Source organism: Chryseolinea soli (assembly GCF_003589925.1).
Lineage (GTDB): Bacteria > Bacteroidota > Bacteroidia > Cytophagales > Cyclobacteriaceae > Chryseolinea > Chryseolinea soli.
In genome coordinates this window covers 5,961,399-5,979,839 of record NZ_CP032382.1, presented here as the reverse complement: position 1 = coordinate 5,979,839, position 18,441 = coordinate 5,961,399, and the positions used below count along the sequence as shown (strand labels likewise).

Below are 18,441 nucleotides of genomic sequence, written 5' to 3'. Positions count from 1 at the left end.
GATGGGGTTGTTAGTGTTTATTTTCATCGAGGTGTTGCTTCCGCAGCAGGGCTTCGAGAAAATAATAATCGGCATAGCTCAGGGGCACATCCACTTCGCTGTTTGCCGGCTTTGAGCCTGTGCTGTGCAACAGTATGAATCCTTTGTTCGCTCCTGCCGGAGAGGTGTAGTGCGCCGCCAGGTTTTCAACAATTTTATCGGCTTTGGCGCGATACGCCTTTCCGTTGGTACTATACCGGCTTAATTCATAAAGGGCAGAGGCCATCACGGCAGCGGCGGAAGCATCGCGCGGTTCATTCGGAATACCCGGTGCATTGAAATCCCAGTAGGGAATAAGATCCTCAGGCAGGTTGGGGTGATTAAAGATGAACCCTTCGATCTGTTCCGCCTGCCGGAGAAACGAACGGTCTTTGGTTTCGCGATAACACATGGTGTAGCCGTAGAGCGCCCAGGCCTGGCCCCGTGCCCAGGCCGATTCATGATTGTAGCCCTGATGTGTGTTTTTCTTGAGCACCTTGCCGGTTACGCTATCGTAGTCCAACACGTGATAAGAACTGTAATCGGAACGAAAATGATTTTTTTGCGTGGTCTTCGCATGGCTTACGGCCATCTTGTAGAACGAGGAGTCACCGGTAATTTTCGTGGCGAAGAAAAGCAATTCGAGATTGATCATGTTATCGATGATTACCGGGTAGCTCCACCGGTCCTGGCTGTGATCCCACGAACGAATAACCCCCGTGGCCGACCGGAATCGCGTGCTCAATGTTTTTGCGGATTGTATCAGGATCGCTTTGTACGAAGCATCCTTCGTGAGGCGGTAGCCGTTGCCATAGGTGCAGTACATTTTAAATCCCATGTCGTGCGTCTTCCGGTTCCATTGTTCCGGTTCCATCCGGGCGGTAAATTCTTCCGCTTTTTTCCGCCATTCGTCTTTGCCGGTATATTCGTACAAATACCAAAGCTCGCCCGCAAAAAAAACCGCTGGTCCAATCCCGCGAGGGTACCAGCACAAGCTCACCGCCCTTCAAGGTGCGGGGCCCAACCGGTACGGGTGTTTTATTCTCGCTTCTGCTTTTCTCAACACCGGCTTCCACTTCTTTCAGCATCACGGCCGCTTGTTTTTCGGCCAGCACAAAGGATCTGGAAATGACCTTGTCGCGATTCGTCATCGCTGAACAGAGGAGGAAGAGGGCTACGCTAATGGAATTGATCCGCATATCGTTTAGTTTCTTTTATTCGATGCGTCGAGCCAGAGGAGCGGGTTTCTAACCGGGAGATTACGCACTACTTCTTCCACTACAGGCAAATGGTCCAACCTTTTCCAGGTTTCAAACCACGCCTTCGTATGGAACGCCCCGGCTCCAAAAACAAGAAAGGGGTGCGCTACCGGCCACTGCTCCCCATACATAACATCCTTCGGCAAAGGCCATTTACCTTTATCCTGCACATACGGAAACATATAGCGAATACCCTGTTCGATGTTCCTGCCCTCCGGTGTGGTATAGGTCCAAAGATTTTCCTTTTCATCCGAAAGGATCTGGCAGATGGTGGTCATGGCATCGAGGTTAAAAAGCGAATAGCCATACGGTTTGGTTCGCTTTAGCTCCCGTGGAAAACTTCCGTCTGCCGCCAACTGACCGGGAAGCAGAATCGTTTTATAGCGCTCTCTGCAAAACCCGATCAACTCCTGGTTGCCGGTAAATTTTGCAAAAGAAGCCACCTGCATCACCCAACAGGTGCCGTGGTTATTCTCAGCGGCCATTTCCTCTTTGCCATAAGGATGGGTCGTCAGCCATACGAGGTACTCCGAAAACCAGTTTCTGATCGCAGCATACAGGGCTTTGTTATTCGCGGGTGAGCGTTCCATCACCAGGAGTCCCTGCGCGACCTCCATCAGGTGGATGGTATCTATCACGCCGATGCTCCGGCCGGTGACTTTACCACCGATCGCCTGCGCATAGAGAAGCGAGGGGTTCATGCGGGTAGTGGTATCTACAAACCATGCCCGGGCGTGCTTCCACGCATGCACAACATACTTCTCGTTGGATGTCAGTAAATACGCAGAGGCCAGCGCACCGACGATCTTGCTGAAGCGGATCATGGCCTGACGGTGGGCCACAAAGTTATCCGGGTTGCTCTGGCCATCCCGTTGTATATAAGGGCCGCCGGGATTGTCCGGATCAGGCCACCAGTAATCTCCCTCCGAATAAAAATCGTGTTTGCCCCCTGCACTCCGGGGCGATGCCGACGCCGTGATCGTAACGGGTTCCTGTGCCAACGCCCACGCGGCCTGTGCCAGGATTTGCTCCTTGAGTACGGCTGCGCATTCCTTCATGACATCGCCTTGGGCGTGCGTGGGGTGGGTCCACAGTCCACAGACAGTCAACAGCAGAAATGCAAGAGATCGTACGGGGGCATTCATACTAGCCTACTCTCATTTACTGGCTGCATTTTGTTTCGTGTTTACAGTGTCTTCAGGAGCATAAAGAACAAAGCCGCCTTTGGCGATCAGCTTGATGCGGATATTCTTGCCTTTGGTTTTCATGGTCGTGGTAGCAAATGTTCCGGCCTCGGGACCGTCGGTGATCTGGGTCAGGGCGCGTTTCTTTTTCAGGAAGGGAAGATCGAATGCGATCTCCTGTTCGGCATCCTGACCGTTGATTCCGGCGATGTACCACGCATCTCCTTTTCTCCGGGCGACCACGGCATATTTTCCGGGGATACCGGTTACGTAGCGGGTTTCATCCCAGGCCACGGGCACCTGGCGGAGAAAATTCTTCGGTCCTTCCGGCAGCGCCTGGTAGGACGTCATATTGTCGGCAAAGTGAAATACACCGGATTCAAAGACCACCGAAAGGGCAAGCTCATGCGCAAAGGTCGTCTGGCGTTTGGCTTCGCGTTTATTGGTAAATGTTACCGGTGTGTAATCCATTGGCCCTACGACATTACGCGTAAAGGGAAGAATGGTATTATGCACCGGTGCACGATCGCAGAATTCCTGCCGGCCGGCGCCTTCCGCGCCTTTTACCGATTCCATGGACACCAGGTGCGGATAGGTACGCTCCCACCCGCGCGGCAGCGTGGAGCCGTGGAAATTTACCATGACCTTATTGGCAGCAGCGTCGCGCATGATATCGTAGTATCGCTTGATCACGGGCTGCTTGTCGCCGTCGAAGAAGTCGACCTTAACACCCTTCACTCCCCACCCGGCAATTTTTTCAAACTCTTTTTTCCGTGCCTCCGGAAAGGCCATGAGGTTGGCATAGCTCAGCGTATCCTTTTCCCGGCCCATTCCGGAATGGTACCACAATACGATACCGACTTCTTTTGAATCCGCATACTTCACCAGGTCTTCCATCTTTCCATTTTTCATTTCGGGCCAGCCGGCATCGATCAGCACATAGTCCCATTTCATATCCGCGGTGAAATCGATGTATTGTTTCTGCACCTCAAAATCCCGGGTGGTTACTCCTGCCGACCACCAGCTCCAGCTCGATCTTCCGGGTTTGATCCACGAAACGTCATTGATCACCGATGGCGGGTTCAAATTGGTCACCAGCGATGTTTCCTGAATGGTCGCCAGCGACGGACCGATCACGGCAGCACGCCACGGCGTTGTCCACGGCAAGGTGGAGACTGGTTCGGGATCTGCGTCGCTTGTGACTTCCTCTTTCTCAGGGAAGCGGACGGTGTATATTCCATTACCGGCTTTGTCTTCCATATGCGTGCCGGGGTAGGTTTCGTCCAGGCCAGCTTCTGTCAGCAATACCCATAGGCCTTTCGTATTGAATAACGCGGAGAATGCCCACCCGGCCGGGTTCGGAGACGGGCTGCCGACGGCAATTCCATTTTCATAAAATGCCTCATAGCAGGGTTTCTTCCGCACGTTCATATCGTATGGCTGTATCCACGCTTTGGCATCCCTGGCAATCGCAAAACCGGATTCTTCGCGAATGATCTTGTGCGGGTTGTTATCGGTTTCCGGAAAATGGTAGCGGTATGCCATGCCATCATTATACGCCCTGAAAATGAGCTGCACGCTTTCCTTGTTTTCATTCTGGAAGGTCAAGGTAACTTCGTTGGCCTGATTGCGGCACTGCAGTTTCCTGCCAACGCTAAGGGTATAGGTTTCGTCGATGGCCGCCGTGGTCTCCGTAATAAATTTCAGGTTCTCGGAGAACTGCTGATCGTCGCGCACAATACCCAGGGGGGAAGACTCCAGCGCCGGCGTATTCGCGTAGGAAACCGAATAGCTCAGCCGGTTTCCGATTGTGGCAATGCTCACTTTAATTTTCTTATCCGGTGAGGATACATCCCATCCCTGGCCCTGCACGGTCTGCACGGCTGAAAAAGAAAGGAGTAAAATAAAAATCCCCAGGGGGGCAATCGTTCTGGCAAACATAGTATCGGTTTTTATAGTGTGTAGTTTATTTTGGAACAAGTGTGTACTGTTTTCCTTTTTCAGTGTCCACGTCGATCACATAGCCCTCGCCGGTTTTCAGCTCAGGCAACGATGCGTTGGCGTTCTTTTTATAGGGCGGAATTTTCGCCGCCTGTGTAAGGGCGTTCGGGTTGCTGCCCTCCGCGTTCTTCGCCGTGACCTCTATGATTTTCACAGGGATGGCCGAACGTATTCTGCAGTTACCGCCGAGCTTCGACCGGATGGTGGCGGATTGCAACTTTCCGTCTTTCCAGGTGATGTCTACTTCAAAAGCACCGCGGGCCTTAAGTCCCGAGACGCTTCCATTTCTCCATTCACCGGGGAGCGCCGGCAACAGGCTTAACGCTCCATCCTGGCTTTGCAGCAGCATCTCCGTCATGCCGGCGGTAGCTCCGAAATTGCCGTCGATCTGGAAAGGCGGGTGCGCATCAAAAAGGTTGGGGTACGTTCCTCCCCCACCCATCGTTTCTTTTTTTTGCTTCGGGTCGATGTAGGTGAGCCCTTCTTTCAAGATCGTATAAGCATGGTCGCCGTCCTGTAAGCGCGCCCACCAGTTGATCTTCCAGGCCATGGACCAGCCGGTGCTCATATCGCCCCGTTGGGTCAGCGATTGTTTTGCGGCTGCGGCCAGTTCCGGCGTACGCGCCGGTGAGATCTGGTTGCCGGGGTGGAGACCAAAGAGGTGCGATAAATGCCGGTGCTTGTCGTTGGGATCATCCCAGTCTTTGAACCACTCCTGCAATTGACCATGCTGACCGATGTGGTAGGGATAGAGTTTTGCTGTCGCTGTTTCTATTTTTCTGACGAATTCATCCTTGATCCCCAGGGCTGCTGCTGCACTCAGACAATTCTCAAAAAGCTGACGGGTAATGGCCATATCCATGGTCGTGGCCATGCTGACCTGGTATTCTTTGCCCTCCACTTTAAATACATTTTCCGGCGATGTGGAAGGGTTCGTCACCAAGTAGCCGTCGGGTGACTCCACCAGCCACGCCAAAAGGAATTGTGCCGCGCCTTTCATCGCCGGCCAACCCTTATCGTTTAAAAAGGTTTTATCCGCTGTGAAGAGGTAATGCTCCCAAAGGTGTGTACTCAGCCAGGCGCCGCTCATCGGCCAGCAAGCCCACCGCGCCTGGCTGCGGGGATCCCATTCGTATCCGCCCGGAGGGGAAGTCTTGGCCCAGATATCGGCATTGTGGTGGGCACACCATCCTTCGGTAATGCCGTAGTTGACCGCCGCCGTTTCCGCGCCATTGACAGCCAGTTGCTGTATAAAATCCAATAAAGGCTCGTGGCATTCCGACAGGTTCGTGCTTTCGGCGAGCCAGTAATTCATTTCGGTATTGATGTTGGTCGTGTAGTTGCTTCCCCACGGTGGTTTGACATGGTCGTTCCAAATACCCTGGAGGTTAGCGGGTGGCCCTCCAGGCCTGGAGCTGGCGATTAACAAGTAGCGCCCGAACTGGTAATACAAGGTCTGAAGCTGGGGGTCCGGCTTCCCTTCGTTCAGGCGCAACATGCGTTTATCGGTAGGAAGTTTCATCGCTTCCGGGTCGGTACCCAGATCGAGTGTAACACGATTGAATAATGCCTGGTAGTCGGCAAGGTGTCTGGCTTTCAGTTGCGCCCATGTTTTAGCCGTTGCTGCGTCGAGTGTTCTTTGGGCCTCCACCGCAGCATCCTTACCCTGCAGGCCAGGCGATTTATTGAATCCGTTAAAGCTCGTCGCCTCGGTTAGATAGAGTGTGACGGCATCGGCGTCGGACACCGAAAGCAATGTATCCTGCTTCTGTACCGTGCCGCCTTCGGCTTTGATTTTCAAGAGGACCTCAAAATTCGTCCCCTCTCCTTTCCAATCGTCATAAACAACCTGCAGCGGTTCAGCCTCGCGGTTAGCGACCAGCAACGGCGCCTTGCCCCGAAGGATCAATTGATCATTCGCTGACGCCGTGACGGTATATTTCAATTTACTGCGTAAGAAGGTCTTGAATGAGATGCTTTTCTTTTTATCGGCCGACAACCGAATCACCAGTGTTTTATCCGGGTAGCTGATGAACATTTCGCGGGTATAGGTTGCCCCCGCCGTGGCGTAGGTAACAGCAGCGGTGGCTGTGCTCAGATCAAGGCTCCTGTTGTATTTCCTGACCACGGTATCTTTTACTATGAAATCGAGGAAGAGATCGGCCATCGTGAGGTATCGTGCCGAATAAGGTCCCTGCATCTTTTTCCAATACGCAGCCGCCAGGGCATAGTCACCGTCGGATACGGCTTTCCGCACCAGCGGAAGGTAGACGCGACCGTTGGGGTTATTGCCCGGATCGGGGTATCCTGACCACAGGGTGTTATCGTTGAGCTGCAGCCTTTCGCGGCGGATACCGCCAAAGACCATCGCTCCCGTTTTACCATTGCCCAACGGCAACGCTTCTTCCCAGGCGGAAGCGGGTTGTGTGTACCATAGTTTCAGATATGGATCCGTTTTTAAAGACTGCGCACTGCACAGTGGCGACAAAAAAAACACGGATACCAGAAAAATCAATTGTCTTTTCATTAAAATCACTTCCCCTTTCACAGACTAAAAAATTATACAACGCCCCTACTACACGTCAGACTTTTACATTCTTTTTACATGGCCTACTCCATAGCGTGCCGGGCGGTTGTTTCACGGTATAGCCAGTGCTTTTAGAAAAGGCAGTCAGATGTCTCCACCTGACTGCACTAAACTGAACTGACCCAAACATCTGGAATCACCGTTTGTCAGGAACGGACGATCGGACGATTCCATTATCTTAATTCCAGGGCGCATTATTTTGCCATACACCCTGCATAATATCCATCTGCCCTTGCGGAATAGGCCACAAATACCCGTCGAATTTCCGCTTGGCTCCGTTGGCGGCAAATACGATTTGCGGGATCACCGTTTCGGCTATGCCCCAGCGGATAATGTCGTTGTAGCGTATGCCTTCATACGCCAGCTCCACCCTTCTTTCGTTGCGGATGTTATCGCGGGTCAACACGACTTGTGGCGGCATATTTACACCGGGCCGGGCGCGCACATCGTTCAACGCCTTCAGCGCACGGATATCACTACCCTGGCCGCTTTCGAACATAGCCTCGGCATAGAGCAGCAGGAGGTCGGCGTACCGCATCTTCACAATATTCTGATCACTCAAGGTGGAAGCATTAGGCGTTCGGATCGTAGGATCGATCCATTTTTTAAAGGCCATTTTCGTAAACGGAATCGTACTCTCGGCCACGCTTCCATCTTGCTTAAAGGTGCCCGTTTTGGTGTTGTTCACCCACGGATCTCCATCCTGGAAGATCGTCATTCCCAAACGCGGATCCTTCAGGCCGGTGTTGGGATTCGTTTCATACGCGTCGCGCAACTGGGGCGTCGGGAAGCAGGACATCCGGCTGCCGACGTATTGATCCAACTGATGGTAATCTGCAGGCGCCTGGTATATTACCGAGAACATGATCTCCTTGTTGTCGGCCGCTCTTTGTTCTTTGAAGAAAAGCCCGGAATAGTTCCTGTACAGACTGTAGGGGTTCGCGGGATCGCCGATCAACGACCACGCTACATCCGCCGCTTCGGTAAAGCGCTGGCTGTTCATTAAAATCCGAACCTTCAGCATAATGGCACTGCCTTTAACGGCATGGCCATCGTTATAGCGATCGGCCGGTAACCCGGCAATAGCCAGATCGATATCGTTCAACATCCTGGCAACCACATCTGCTTTGGGAGAACGGGGCATGCTTTTGAGCTGGCTCACACTGTCGATCGTTGACGTATAGAGTACCAGCGGCACGTCGCCATATTTCTGCACCAGCTCATTGTAATAATAGCTACGGTTGAACAAGGCCTCGCTTTTGTACTTGTTGTAATTCGCATCGGTCAAAAAGCTTTTAGCATCGTCGATATTATCCAGGAAATAGTTACACTTGGCTATGCCGTCGTAACAGTCGGACCAGAACTGGTTGATCGCCCCGCCGGTGCTGGGGCCGACGCCTCCCTGCAGGATGGTGCCATAACTGACGTAGCTAGAGGTCGTGATGGCGTTGTCTGAAAGCGATTCGATGTCCATAGCCACCCCGTTGGCGCCACGCACTGAGCCAAAAATGCTCGTGCGGTGTGTCGAGTAGGTGGCGGTGAGCGCGGCTTGCACATCCTGCTCGTTTTTCCAGAAGGTGTCGCTATCCAGCTGTGTTAGCGGGTTCTTATCCAGGAAATCGCTGCACGCCATGAACACCGTGGCCATCGCCATGCATAACCATTTTAATTTCATATTCTTTTTCATACGTGTTGAATTAGAAGGTAGCTCTTACACCAAAAGAGTAGATCGTCGGCTGAGGAAAGATTGCCGCCCGGGTCGGTACCGATGTGCTTGTGCTGTTGAATTGGTTTCCGAACGACGAAGCGGTTGACGGTATAGGTTGCGCTGCACGTTCAGGATCCAGGCCCTTGAAGAACTTGGTGAACGTATGCAGGTTATCTCCCGATGCAAATACGCGGAGATGCTGCATCTTCACTTTTTGGCTCCAGGCTGCCGGGAGTGTATAGCCCAACTGCACATTCTTTATGCGCAGGTAAGACGAGTTACCCAGCCAGAAAGTAGAGTTTTGATTGTTGGGTGTATACTGGGAGTCGACGTATACGGCAGGAATGGAGTTAGAGGTACCTTCGCCATCCCACGCCTTGGTTGCCCACCAGCTTGGAGGCGCCGCAGCCTGGTTGAAGGGCGAAACACCCCAGTCTTTTACAAATGTTTTGCGACCATACACGCCCTGAATAAAAACGGTGAGGTCGAAGCTTCCGTAGGTGGCCGTAACGTTAAACCCATAGTTGAATTTGGGAAATGCGCCCTTGACCGGCACGCGGTCGTAGGTAAGATCTATACGGCCATCGGGCACGCCATCGGGACCACTGATATCCTTGAATTTCAGATCGCCGGGTTTGGGAAGGAGCCCTGAGGTGTACGACGGTGTAGGTCCGTTGTCGATTTCTGCCTGGTTCTGATAAACGCCATCCTGAACCAAGAGGTAGTACTCATTAAACGGTAAACCTTCCTGCCGGATATTGGTACCTACGATTTCACGATTGCCATAGCGAACCAGGGTATTCTTGTATGTTTCAAGGTTGGCGCTGATGCTGTAACCGAACTTACCGATCTGGTTTTTATGGCCGATAATAAATTCCCATCCCGTATTTTTCATGATGCCATCGTTGATGGTAGGTGCTCTCAGCCCCATGTGGTCAGGAACCTGCAGCGCCCGGAGAATATCCGAGGTTCTCTTTTCATACCAGTCAACCGAACCGAATAGTTTCGAATGGAACAAAGAGAAGTCAAGACCAATGTCGGCAACGGAGGTGGTCTCCCATTTGATCTTTGTATTATTCGTGGTGCGCTTGGAAACACCCTGCGCGATCGTACCTCCAAAATTATAATCCAGCTGTTCAGTGCCCTCACTGGATATGCTCAAAGAATTCTGATAAGGGTAGTTACCGATGTTCTGGTTACCCAGTTGCCCCCACGACCCTCTGAGCTTCAATTCATCCATCCAGTTCAGGTTCGACATGAACGTCTCCTGCGTCAACCGCCATCCCGCCGATACGGAAGGGAAGAATGCGATGCGGTTATCGCTCGGGAAACGGGAAGAAGCATCATCACGGAAGCTGAATTCCAATAGATACTTGTCTTTGTAGTCATAGTTTATTCGTCCGAAAACGGATTGAGTCGCCCATTCGTAGGAATTGCTGCTGGTGGCTTGCGCTGCCGCAGCTCCGGCAAACAGATCCCATAGCGTCTTGGAGGGAAGCTTGGTGCGATAAGCCTCGAGGCGGTCGTAGCGATAGTTCTCCTGCTGATATCCCACCATGCCGGTGAAATGGTGCACACCGGCAAACGTTTTATCATATCTCAACGTGGCATACGCGGTATATTGGTTCTCCCGCGCGTTGCGCTGGGCCAGCGAGTTGGTTCCACCGTTCCAGACAGAGGCATTCGCTTTATAAACACCGTTGGCATCCGGGAAAAACTCATTGCCGTACGATGAAACGATCAGGGCTTTGATCATTTCTTCCTGGAACTTAAACGCGCCACGGACATCTGCCGTTAGGCCCGGGAGGATATTGAAATTCAGGTAAGGGCTGAACAACAGGTAGGTGTTGTCGGCTCGTTTGCCGCCGCCATCGGTGGCAATCGCTATCGGGTTTTTGTTACCGCCATGGTTCGGATAGGCGTAGGCCGTGAACCTTCCGCTTCCGTCGGGCAGCCAGGGAGTGGCAACGGGTGGCGCAGCGTAGGCCGACAGCATCTGGTCTTCCGACGCGTTAAAATCGATGAGGTCTGCAATCGTGCTCCCCGCCGTGATCGCGGTATCGGTCCGTTTGCCGCGGGCGATCGAGATATCGCTGCCGAAAGTAACAAACTTGCTCAGCTCGGTTTTGAAGTTGATCTGGGCATCGTAGCGTTTGTAGCCCGTGGCCAACAGCATGCCGGTCTCATCCAAAATACCCAGGCCTGCGTTGAAGGTGGTACCCCCTTTGCCGCCGTTCAAGCTCAGAAAGTGCTTGTGCATCGGTGCCGTGCGGATGAGCGCATCCGTCCAATCATAGCTGGGGTATTGCGCCGAATTCGGATTGTCACGGTACGGCTGGATCATTTCGGGTGTGTAGTACCAGGTAGGTTGTTTGCCGGAATGATCGATCGCTTTGTTCATCAACTCCATATACGCCACTGCATCGGTAACCCGGTCCACCTTCATGGAGGGTTTCATACTCGAGTACGTATAGCTATAATCGATATTCAAACGGCCTTCCTTCCCTTTTTTGGTAGTCACCAGGATTACGCCATTGGCGGCACGCGATCCGTAGACGGCAGCAGAAGCAGCATCTTTCAAAACGGAAATATCGGCGATCATATTCGGGTTCAGCAAATCCATACGGCCTTCCACACCGTCGATCAATATGAGGGGGTTGTTCCCCGCATTACTGAAGGTGCTCTGCCCGCGGATGCGTATGTCGTTGTTCTCCAGGCCCGGCTGCCCTGAATTCTGGACGATCTGAAGCCCGGGCGTGCGGCCCTGTAAAAGCGAAATCGTGTTGGGCGATTGCCTCGAGACCATGTCTTCGGCTGAAATCGTGGCTACCGCGGCGGTAAGATTCACTTTCTTTTGCACACCGTAACCGACGACCACCACCTCGGCCAGCTTTTGAAGGTCCGCGGTCAGTGTGACATTGATAGTCGTTTGAGTTCCGACTGTCCGGCGTTCTGTTGTATACCCGATAAACGAAAATACGAGCACGGCATTGGGGTCATTGACGGCCAGCACAAATTTTCCTTCACCATCGGTTGATGCACCGGTGGTGGTGCCTTCAATGAGCACGTTCACCCCGGGCAAAGCTTCGCCGTCGTCGGAGATGACTTTGCCGGAGATTTGTTGTGCCAGGGAGGCCTGGCAAAAGAGCATCAGCATAAATCCGAACCCCAGAGAAGCCTGCAGCCGGTTTTTAAAGCTTAGTAGTTTTTTATTCATAGATCCGACACATAATAGGTTTAGAGAAATTAAGTAAGCCGGCGTGCCGGTGTGGACGGGCGTCTAAAAAGCGGAGACACCTTTCACGAGGCAGCGGACCGGGGACCGATCGTAGTTCTGATTTTGGGGTCATGGCAAATAGGATTTGGTTAGGTAATTGAGGTCAAAATGAAGATCAGCGCGAGAACAAGAAAGGCCAGGAGGATTACCTCCCGGATCCTGGCTTTACGGCTCGCTCCGGTTGATTTCTTCATATTCAAGACGATTAAATCGTTTGCAGACCTTACCTAAAATTGCAGCGCCCACCCTCCTTTCAGGGGTAAAAAACAGTCAATTCAGGGGTAGAAATCGTTCAGCATTGTTTCGTGGCCACGAAACAAGGTTTTAGTATCCATGCAGGCTCGCGTTTAAGCGATTGCGGATTGGGGGTGTTGGATTGGGGAGTCCTGAAAACTGATCAACTCAGTTCTTCCATGTATTCCGACGGAGATTTTCCATAGTGGTTGCGGAAGGACTTACTGAAATATTTGGGGTCGCTGAATCCCACGGTGAAGGCCACTTCCGAGATGCTCAATTTCTTTTGCTTCAGCAGCATCTCCGCTTTTTTCAACCGGACATTGCGGATCAGGTCGATCACGGAGAGGCCGGTAAGCATTTTGACCTTGCGGAAAAGCACCGGCCGGCTCATACCGATCTCGCGCACGAGTTTCGTGACATTGAATTCTGCATTCGTGATGTTCTCTTCCAGGGCGCTCATCAATTTTTGAAGGAATTTATCGTCGGGGTTCTCGACCTCCTGGTCCTGCGGCTGAAGCGTGACGATGCGGCTGTATTTTTCCTTCAGCTTCTCGCGGATCCTTAAGTGGGTTTTGATCTTCACCAGGAGCAACCGGATCTCAACGGGTTTGGTCAGGTAATCATCGGCGCCCGTCTCGAACCCTTCCAGCTTGTAGTTTAACGCGCCCCGGGCGGTGAGCAGAATCACGGGAATGTGGCTGGTGCGCGGGTCTGCTTTGAGCTTATGGACCAGCTCCAGGCCGTCCATCCTGGGCATCATCACATCACTGAGGATGAGGTCCGGCAATTGCTCGACGGCGATCTCGAGACCTTGCAACCCATTCGCGCTTTCCGTTACCTGGTAGTACGGCAACAGCGTATCGCGTACAAAAGCCCTGATCTCGTCATTATCTTCTACCACCAACACCAAAGGCTTATCCTGGGATGCCTGTTTTTTGCCGACGGTCTCTTCGGTCGATGCCTGATTTTCCGGCACCGTATCGAGACACCGGTATCGCTCCGCTTCCGTTTTCGGTACGATCTGGTCCGTGCTAAAGTGGGTGCAACCGGATGGAAGAAGAATGGTGAACCTGGTGAACCCGGTCGTATCGGAGGTAGCCTCCTTGCTTTCGACCACTACCGAACCGTGATGCAGGTCAATGATACCTTTCGCGAGCGCCAGGCCAATCCCCACGCCCGCTCCGTTCATGCCGGAATTCTCTGCCTGGTAGAACCGATGAAATACTTTTTCCAGGTACAAGGCGGGAATGCCCAGGCCGTTATCTTCCATCGTGATCCTGACCTTAAAATCATCGGTGCCGGGCAACTCCGGTTCCCTGCTTATTGCCATGGACACCGTTCCTCCACCGGGTGTGAACTTAAAGGCATTTACCAGCAGGTTGTAAAATACTTTCGACAACTCCTCCCGGTCGAACCAGAGTTTCAGTACCGGCTCCTGCGGATGAAAATTCAAGGTCACCTTCCGCGACTGGGCATACTCCTGGAAGGAAAGCTGTATTTCGTCAATAAACTCGACGATGTTCTCTTCGTGAACCTTAATCCGCACATTGCCGGTTTCCTGTTTATGGAAATCCAGCAATTGATTCAGCAGCCGTTGCAGGCGGTTGGTATTGGAGTGCACCAGTGACAATTCTTTTTTCAGGAATACATCGCCGATGTATTGCTCCAGTAATTTCTCCACGGGGCCGGTCATCAGGGTGAGCGGGGTGCGGATCTCGTGGACAATATTCGCAAAGAAGCTTAGCTTGGCCTGGTGCAACTCTTCCTGTTTTTTATGCTCCAGGTATTCGATCTCCAGGTCGTGCTCGAGCTTCATCCGTTTTTTATGGAACCGAGACCAGGCGTAGAGCAACGCGAGAAAGATGCCAACGTAGATGGAATAGGCCCACCACGATTTCCACGGCGGGGGCAGGATCTTCAATTTAATGGAGACCGGTGTCTCGTTCCAGAGCCCGTCGTTGTTGGAGCCCTTCACCAGGAGGGTATAGCTCCCGGCGTTCAGGTTCATATAGGTGGCCACAGGTTCCGGGGTGATGTTCCATTGTTCTTCAAACCCCGCCAGTTTATAGGCAAACTGATTTTTTGCTGAGTTGATATAATTCAGTACGGCAAACTCAATGGAGAAGATGTTCTGATCATAGCCCATGGTGAGCTCACGGGTGTAATTCAGATCCTGTTCCAGGATACCCTGTGCGGGGTCGACGGGTATATCTTTGTTGAATAGTTTAAAATTTACAAACGTCACGTTGGGTACGATCTGGTTCTCGGAGATCCCTTCCGGGCGAAACACCACCACGCCGTTATACCCTCCAAAATACATCGTGCCCGATCCGTCTTTACAATAGGAATTGAAATTGAATTGCTTGCAGACCAATCCATCATTTCGGTCAAAGTTATGCACTGAAAAATCTACCGGATCGAGTTTCGATAATCCATTGTCGGTGCTGATCCATAAATACCCGTGTCGATCCTCTTGTATACCGTAGATCGTATTGCCGGGAAGCCCCTGCTGCATTTTGAACCGTTTGAATCCGCGCTGTCCGGGCAACAGCAAATTCAACCCGTTGTCGCGCGTACCCACCCAGATCCGGTGCCGGCGATCTTCAAACACACAAAGAATATAGTTATTGCTCAGGGTGGTGGTATCGGCAGGGTCATGGATATAGCGCCGGAAAGAATTCTGGCCCGGGGCTTTAACATTCAACCCGGTTATGGTGCCCACCCATAAATTTTGGTGCGTGTCCAGGAGCAGCCGCGTGACCCCGTCGGAGCTCAGGGTGGTGCTGTCTTGCGCGTCGGGGACAAAGGTTTCAAATTTGTTTTTGTGCGGATCGAATTTGCAAAGCCCGCCCCGGTAGGTGGCAATCCAGATGGCGCCATCGCGGTCTTGCACCAGGTCATACACGGCATCATCCGGGAGCGCGTTGGCATGGCCGGGCTGATGGTGGAACGTCGTGAATTTATCCGTTTTAAAATCATAATAATTCAATCCCTTGATCGTCCCTACCCAAAGTCCTTTGTGGCCATCGGGCAACAAGCATTTTACATTGTTGTGGCTTAAGGAGTGGGGGTCATCCTGCAGGTGTTTAAAGTGCCGGGTCACGCCGCTGCGGCGGTTTGTAAGGAACAGCCCACTCCCTTCCGTACCAAGCCATACATTATTGTCGGTGTCGGCCACCAGCGCGCTGGCCACCTTAAAGTGAAGTTTCCCTTCTTGCACGACTTGCTGAAACTGTCTGGACAAGGCGCTGTACATATTGACACCGCCATGGAAGGTACCGATCCAGATGGACCCGTCGCGATCGGCATATAACGAGCGCACGGAGTTATCGCTCACCGAACCCGGGTCGTCGGGAATATTCCGCAGGCTAATGAATTTACCCTGCTCCGGATTGATCTTGTACACGCCGCCAATCGTGCCGATCCAATAGTCCTGCGTACGCTTATCTTTTAAAATTACCCGCACGGCTTCGTCCGGTTTTCCGATCCAGTCCAGCGACCGGAACTGTTCTGTTTTCGGATCGAAGGATAGCAGTCCGCTGTTTTCGGTGGCGATGAGCAAGGCGCCCTTTCCATCCCCGACGATGGAATTGATCTCGTTGGTTTTTGATGCGGTAGGTTTCCACTCCGGTACCTGGTAGGACGTAAAATGATAGGTGCCGTTTTGCCCGGTCGTTATTTTTGAAAGGCCCGCGGATGTGCCGACCCAAAGATTCCCTTCGCCATCCTCTAAAATAGAGCGTACATCATTATGGGCGAGGCTGTTCGCGTCCTGGTCGGCGTGTGTGAACCGTAAAAAAGAAAAGGAAGTACTTCCCGCCTTCAGCACATTCAACCCATTACGCGTTCCGATCCACAGATTCTTTTGGCGATCTTCGAGCATGCAGGCGACAGCATTACCGGCTAAGGGTGACATCGGTTTACCTCCCTGCTGTCCCTCCTCCAGCATGATCCGTGTAAATCCATCCGTCCTGGGGTCATACAGATTCAGACCCTGGTTTGTACCGACCCAAAAACGGCTCCGGGAGTCGATGTACAAACTAAAGATCGTATTATCGGAAAGGCTATGTTCCTTTTCAAGGTCATGGCGATAGGTTCTGATCTTCCGCGAGTCGTACCGGTTCAATCCGTCGCGGGTTCCGAACCACATAAAACCGCTGGTATCTTGCACGACGGCGTATACCGTGCTTTGCGATAATCCCTGCTCGATGGTAATGTGCTGAAAGCTAAAATCCTGGGTTTGGGCATAACCCCAGTGAACGCCGCCTGGCAGGACAAAAAGGAGAGCCAGAAAAAGCGATCGCGGGTCACGAAAAATCATATTCCAAGATAAGGATTGCGCCGCGAGAAATCGATTGCGGTAGTGATTTTTCTTATCAGCAATTTGAACAAGCGAGAAAAATTAATCTTGAGGGGGTCATTGCTAAAAGAATGGATACTGGGGATTGACCTGACATTGACACGGTATGGCAACGGTTCTATTTGTAAATGAGTCTAACTGCCAAGGAGTAGGCCGCGGTCAGAATGGTACCTTTGGTATTACGATACGAGGCTGTTGAATCAACTCTTCCGCTATTCTCTCCTCTCGCATACTTACCTTGGTAAAAGTCACAATGATTCCATTTCCTCAAATTCCTAAAAACCCTTGGCCTAAAAGATATGACCAGAAGCGTCAAAGGTTATTCCCTTTTCTTCGTTAGTGAAGACTACCTTTTTCTTGCCAACTTTTCGCGCTTCGCTTTTCGTCTCGGGCGTGTATACCGTTCCAAAATCTGCGAAGAGGAAATCCTCCGAAGTAATCATAGGTATCAGTAGATCGTTGACTCTAATAAATCTGCTTGTCTGTTGTACAAGAGTTTCATCAATGTCTTTGAAATTCGGAGTATTTGAAAAGTCATTCAGTATGGCTATCCGATACTTGGCTGGTTCAATTGACTCGAACAATATGACGAATTTTGCTGAGTCGGGATAATAAGATATGTGTTGGTCTATCTTTTTTACAACGCTTTTTGGCAAGTCATATACAATGCGTTGAGCATTCACTGCAAATGTGACAATAAGAAAGGATGTCAAAAATATGTGTCGCATGTTGTCTATTTAATGTAATGGTACAGCAATTGGCGAAGGGATCATGTCGCAGGCAATTGCCAGGTCCTGGATAGATACCTTCAGTGGCTCTTGGTCTTTATCCTCTGTTCTCGAATCGTTTTTTCAACTTTTTTTCTTCTTTATTTCTCTCTATTAACAAGTGGACAAAGAAAAAAACGGGACCCCCTAAAGGAACTATCACAATATTCAAAACCCACAGCATCTTACTAACAAAACTCAATTCCTTAGATCGCCAAATCAAAATTAATGCGATTACATCCAAGATTATCGATGCCCATGCCACAAATGAAATCAGCGTCATTATATCAATCTTCATGTATATCAAACCACATCTTAAAGCTGATTACTATTTTTATCATCGTCTGCATCATCGCAGGACAAAACTTTGTCGAAGTTAACTAATTCGTCCTATTTGCTGGATAGAAATACGGCAGAGTCCCCTCGCTAAATAATTCAAAGCTGATATCACTGTCATCTGGATTAAATAGCTCTTTCAATATCCGCGATACTAAATGTCCCCCATGTCGGACCCTCCTTCCTAAATCAAGAACATAGTAAGGGACCGGCCGTCTGGATTTATCAAACTTTTCAGAACCCTCAATTAATATCGATTCCAATTTAAATACTTGCTCGTCCGTTAACCACTCGGTCGGAATGTAAACTGCCAATCCAAACTCAATATCTTCTTCTGATGCGCACAATTCTGGAAAATGTGCTCTGTGCATAATCTGCATTTTGGTCTTTCCCTTAAAGTTTATATTTAAGAGAAAATCATTGTTAATCCTTTTTATTGAGTACTCGAAGATGATACGTCTGATTGTATCTCTGATTTTCGTCGTAAAAAATTTTGACTGATATTCTCTTTCAGATTTATCTTTTCTTTCACGATTCTTTCTAAAAAGAAAGCTTAGTAGAAAAAGCGTTAATGCACCCGCTAAGAATCCGGTTATAAAATTTATCATATAGTTTCCGAATAACTGACTTCCAGTTGCAATTATGTATTTGACCCTTTCCCCAAAGGTCATCGGTCCAATCACATTTGGCACTCCGCTAGCTGTTTC

At 51.0% G+C, this 18,441-nt stretch carries 9 protein-coding genes; all 9 read right to left on the bottom strand.

Going from position 1 to position 18,441, the window contains the following annotated elements:
- Positions 1-10: 10 nt before the first annotated feature.
- The 9 genes from D4L85_RS25060 to D4L85_RS25015 all read right to left on the bottom strand — a co-directional run bounded on the left by D4L85_RS25060 (position 11) and on the right by D4L85_RS25015 (position 18,426).
- Entirely contained in the window at positions 11-952 is a 942-nt protein-coding gene (locus D4L85_RS25060) for a glycoside hydrolase family 88 protein (protein ID WP_228450618.1), read from the bottom strand.
- Positions 846-1,217, bottom strand: coding sequence for a hypothetical protein (locus D4L85_RS34845; protein WP_228450974.1), 372 nt, complete (start codon positions 1,215-1,217; stop codon positions 846-848). Before D4L85_RS34845 ends, D4L85_RS25060 begins: the two co-directional genes overlap by 107 nt.
- Before the next feature lie 5 nt (positions 1,218-1,222).
- Entirely contained in the window at positions 1,223-2,422 is a 1,200-nt protein-coding gene (locus D4L85_RS25055; RefSeq protein WP_174236171.1) for an alginate lyase family protein, read from the bottom strand.
- Between the two features lie 12 nt (positions 2,423-2,434).
- Complete coding sequence (locus D4L85_RS25050; RefSeq protein WP_119756883.1) at positions 2,435-4,402, bottom strand: glycoside hydrolase family 97 protein; 1,968 nt, start codon at positions 4,400-4,402, stop codon at positions 2,435-2,437.
- A 25-nt stretch (positions 4,403-4,427) separates the two neighbouring features.
- Positions 4,428-6,989 (bottom strand): glycoside hydrolase family 95 protein, encoded by a 2,562-nt coding sequence (locus D4L85_RS25045; protein WP_119756882.1) that lies wholly within the window; start codon positions 6,987-6,989, stop codon positions 4,428-4,430.
- Between the two features lie 238 nt (positions 6,990-7,227).
- Entirely contained in the window at positions 7,228-8,736 is a 1,509-nt protein-coding gene (locus D4L85_RS25040; RefSeq protein WP_119756881.1) for a RagB/SusD family nutrient uptake outer membrane protein, read from the bottom strand.
- 10 nt (positions 8,737-8,746) lie between these two features.
- Entirely contained in the window at positions 8,747-11,974 is a 3,228-nt protein-coding gene (locus D4L85_RS25035) for a SusC/RagA family TonB-linked outer membrane protein (RefSeq protein ID WP_119756880.1), read from the bottom strand.
- A gap of 457 nt (positions 11,975-12,431) precedes the next feature.
- Positions 12,432-16,592, bottom strand: a complete 4,161-nt coding sequence (locus D4L85_RS25030; RefSeq protein WP_119756879.1) for a two-component regulator propeller domain-containing protein — start codon at positions 16,590-16,592, stop codon at positions 12,432-12,434.
- A 1,186-nt stretch (positions 16,593-17,778) separates the two neighbouring features.
- Complete coding sequence (locus D4L85_RS25015) at positions 17,779-18,426, bottom strand: hypothetical protein (protein ID WP_160143984.1); 648 nt, start codon at positions 18,424-18,426, stop codon at positions 17,779-17,781.
- Positions 18,427-18,441 lie beyond the last annotated feature (15 nt).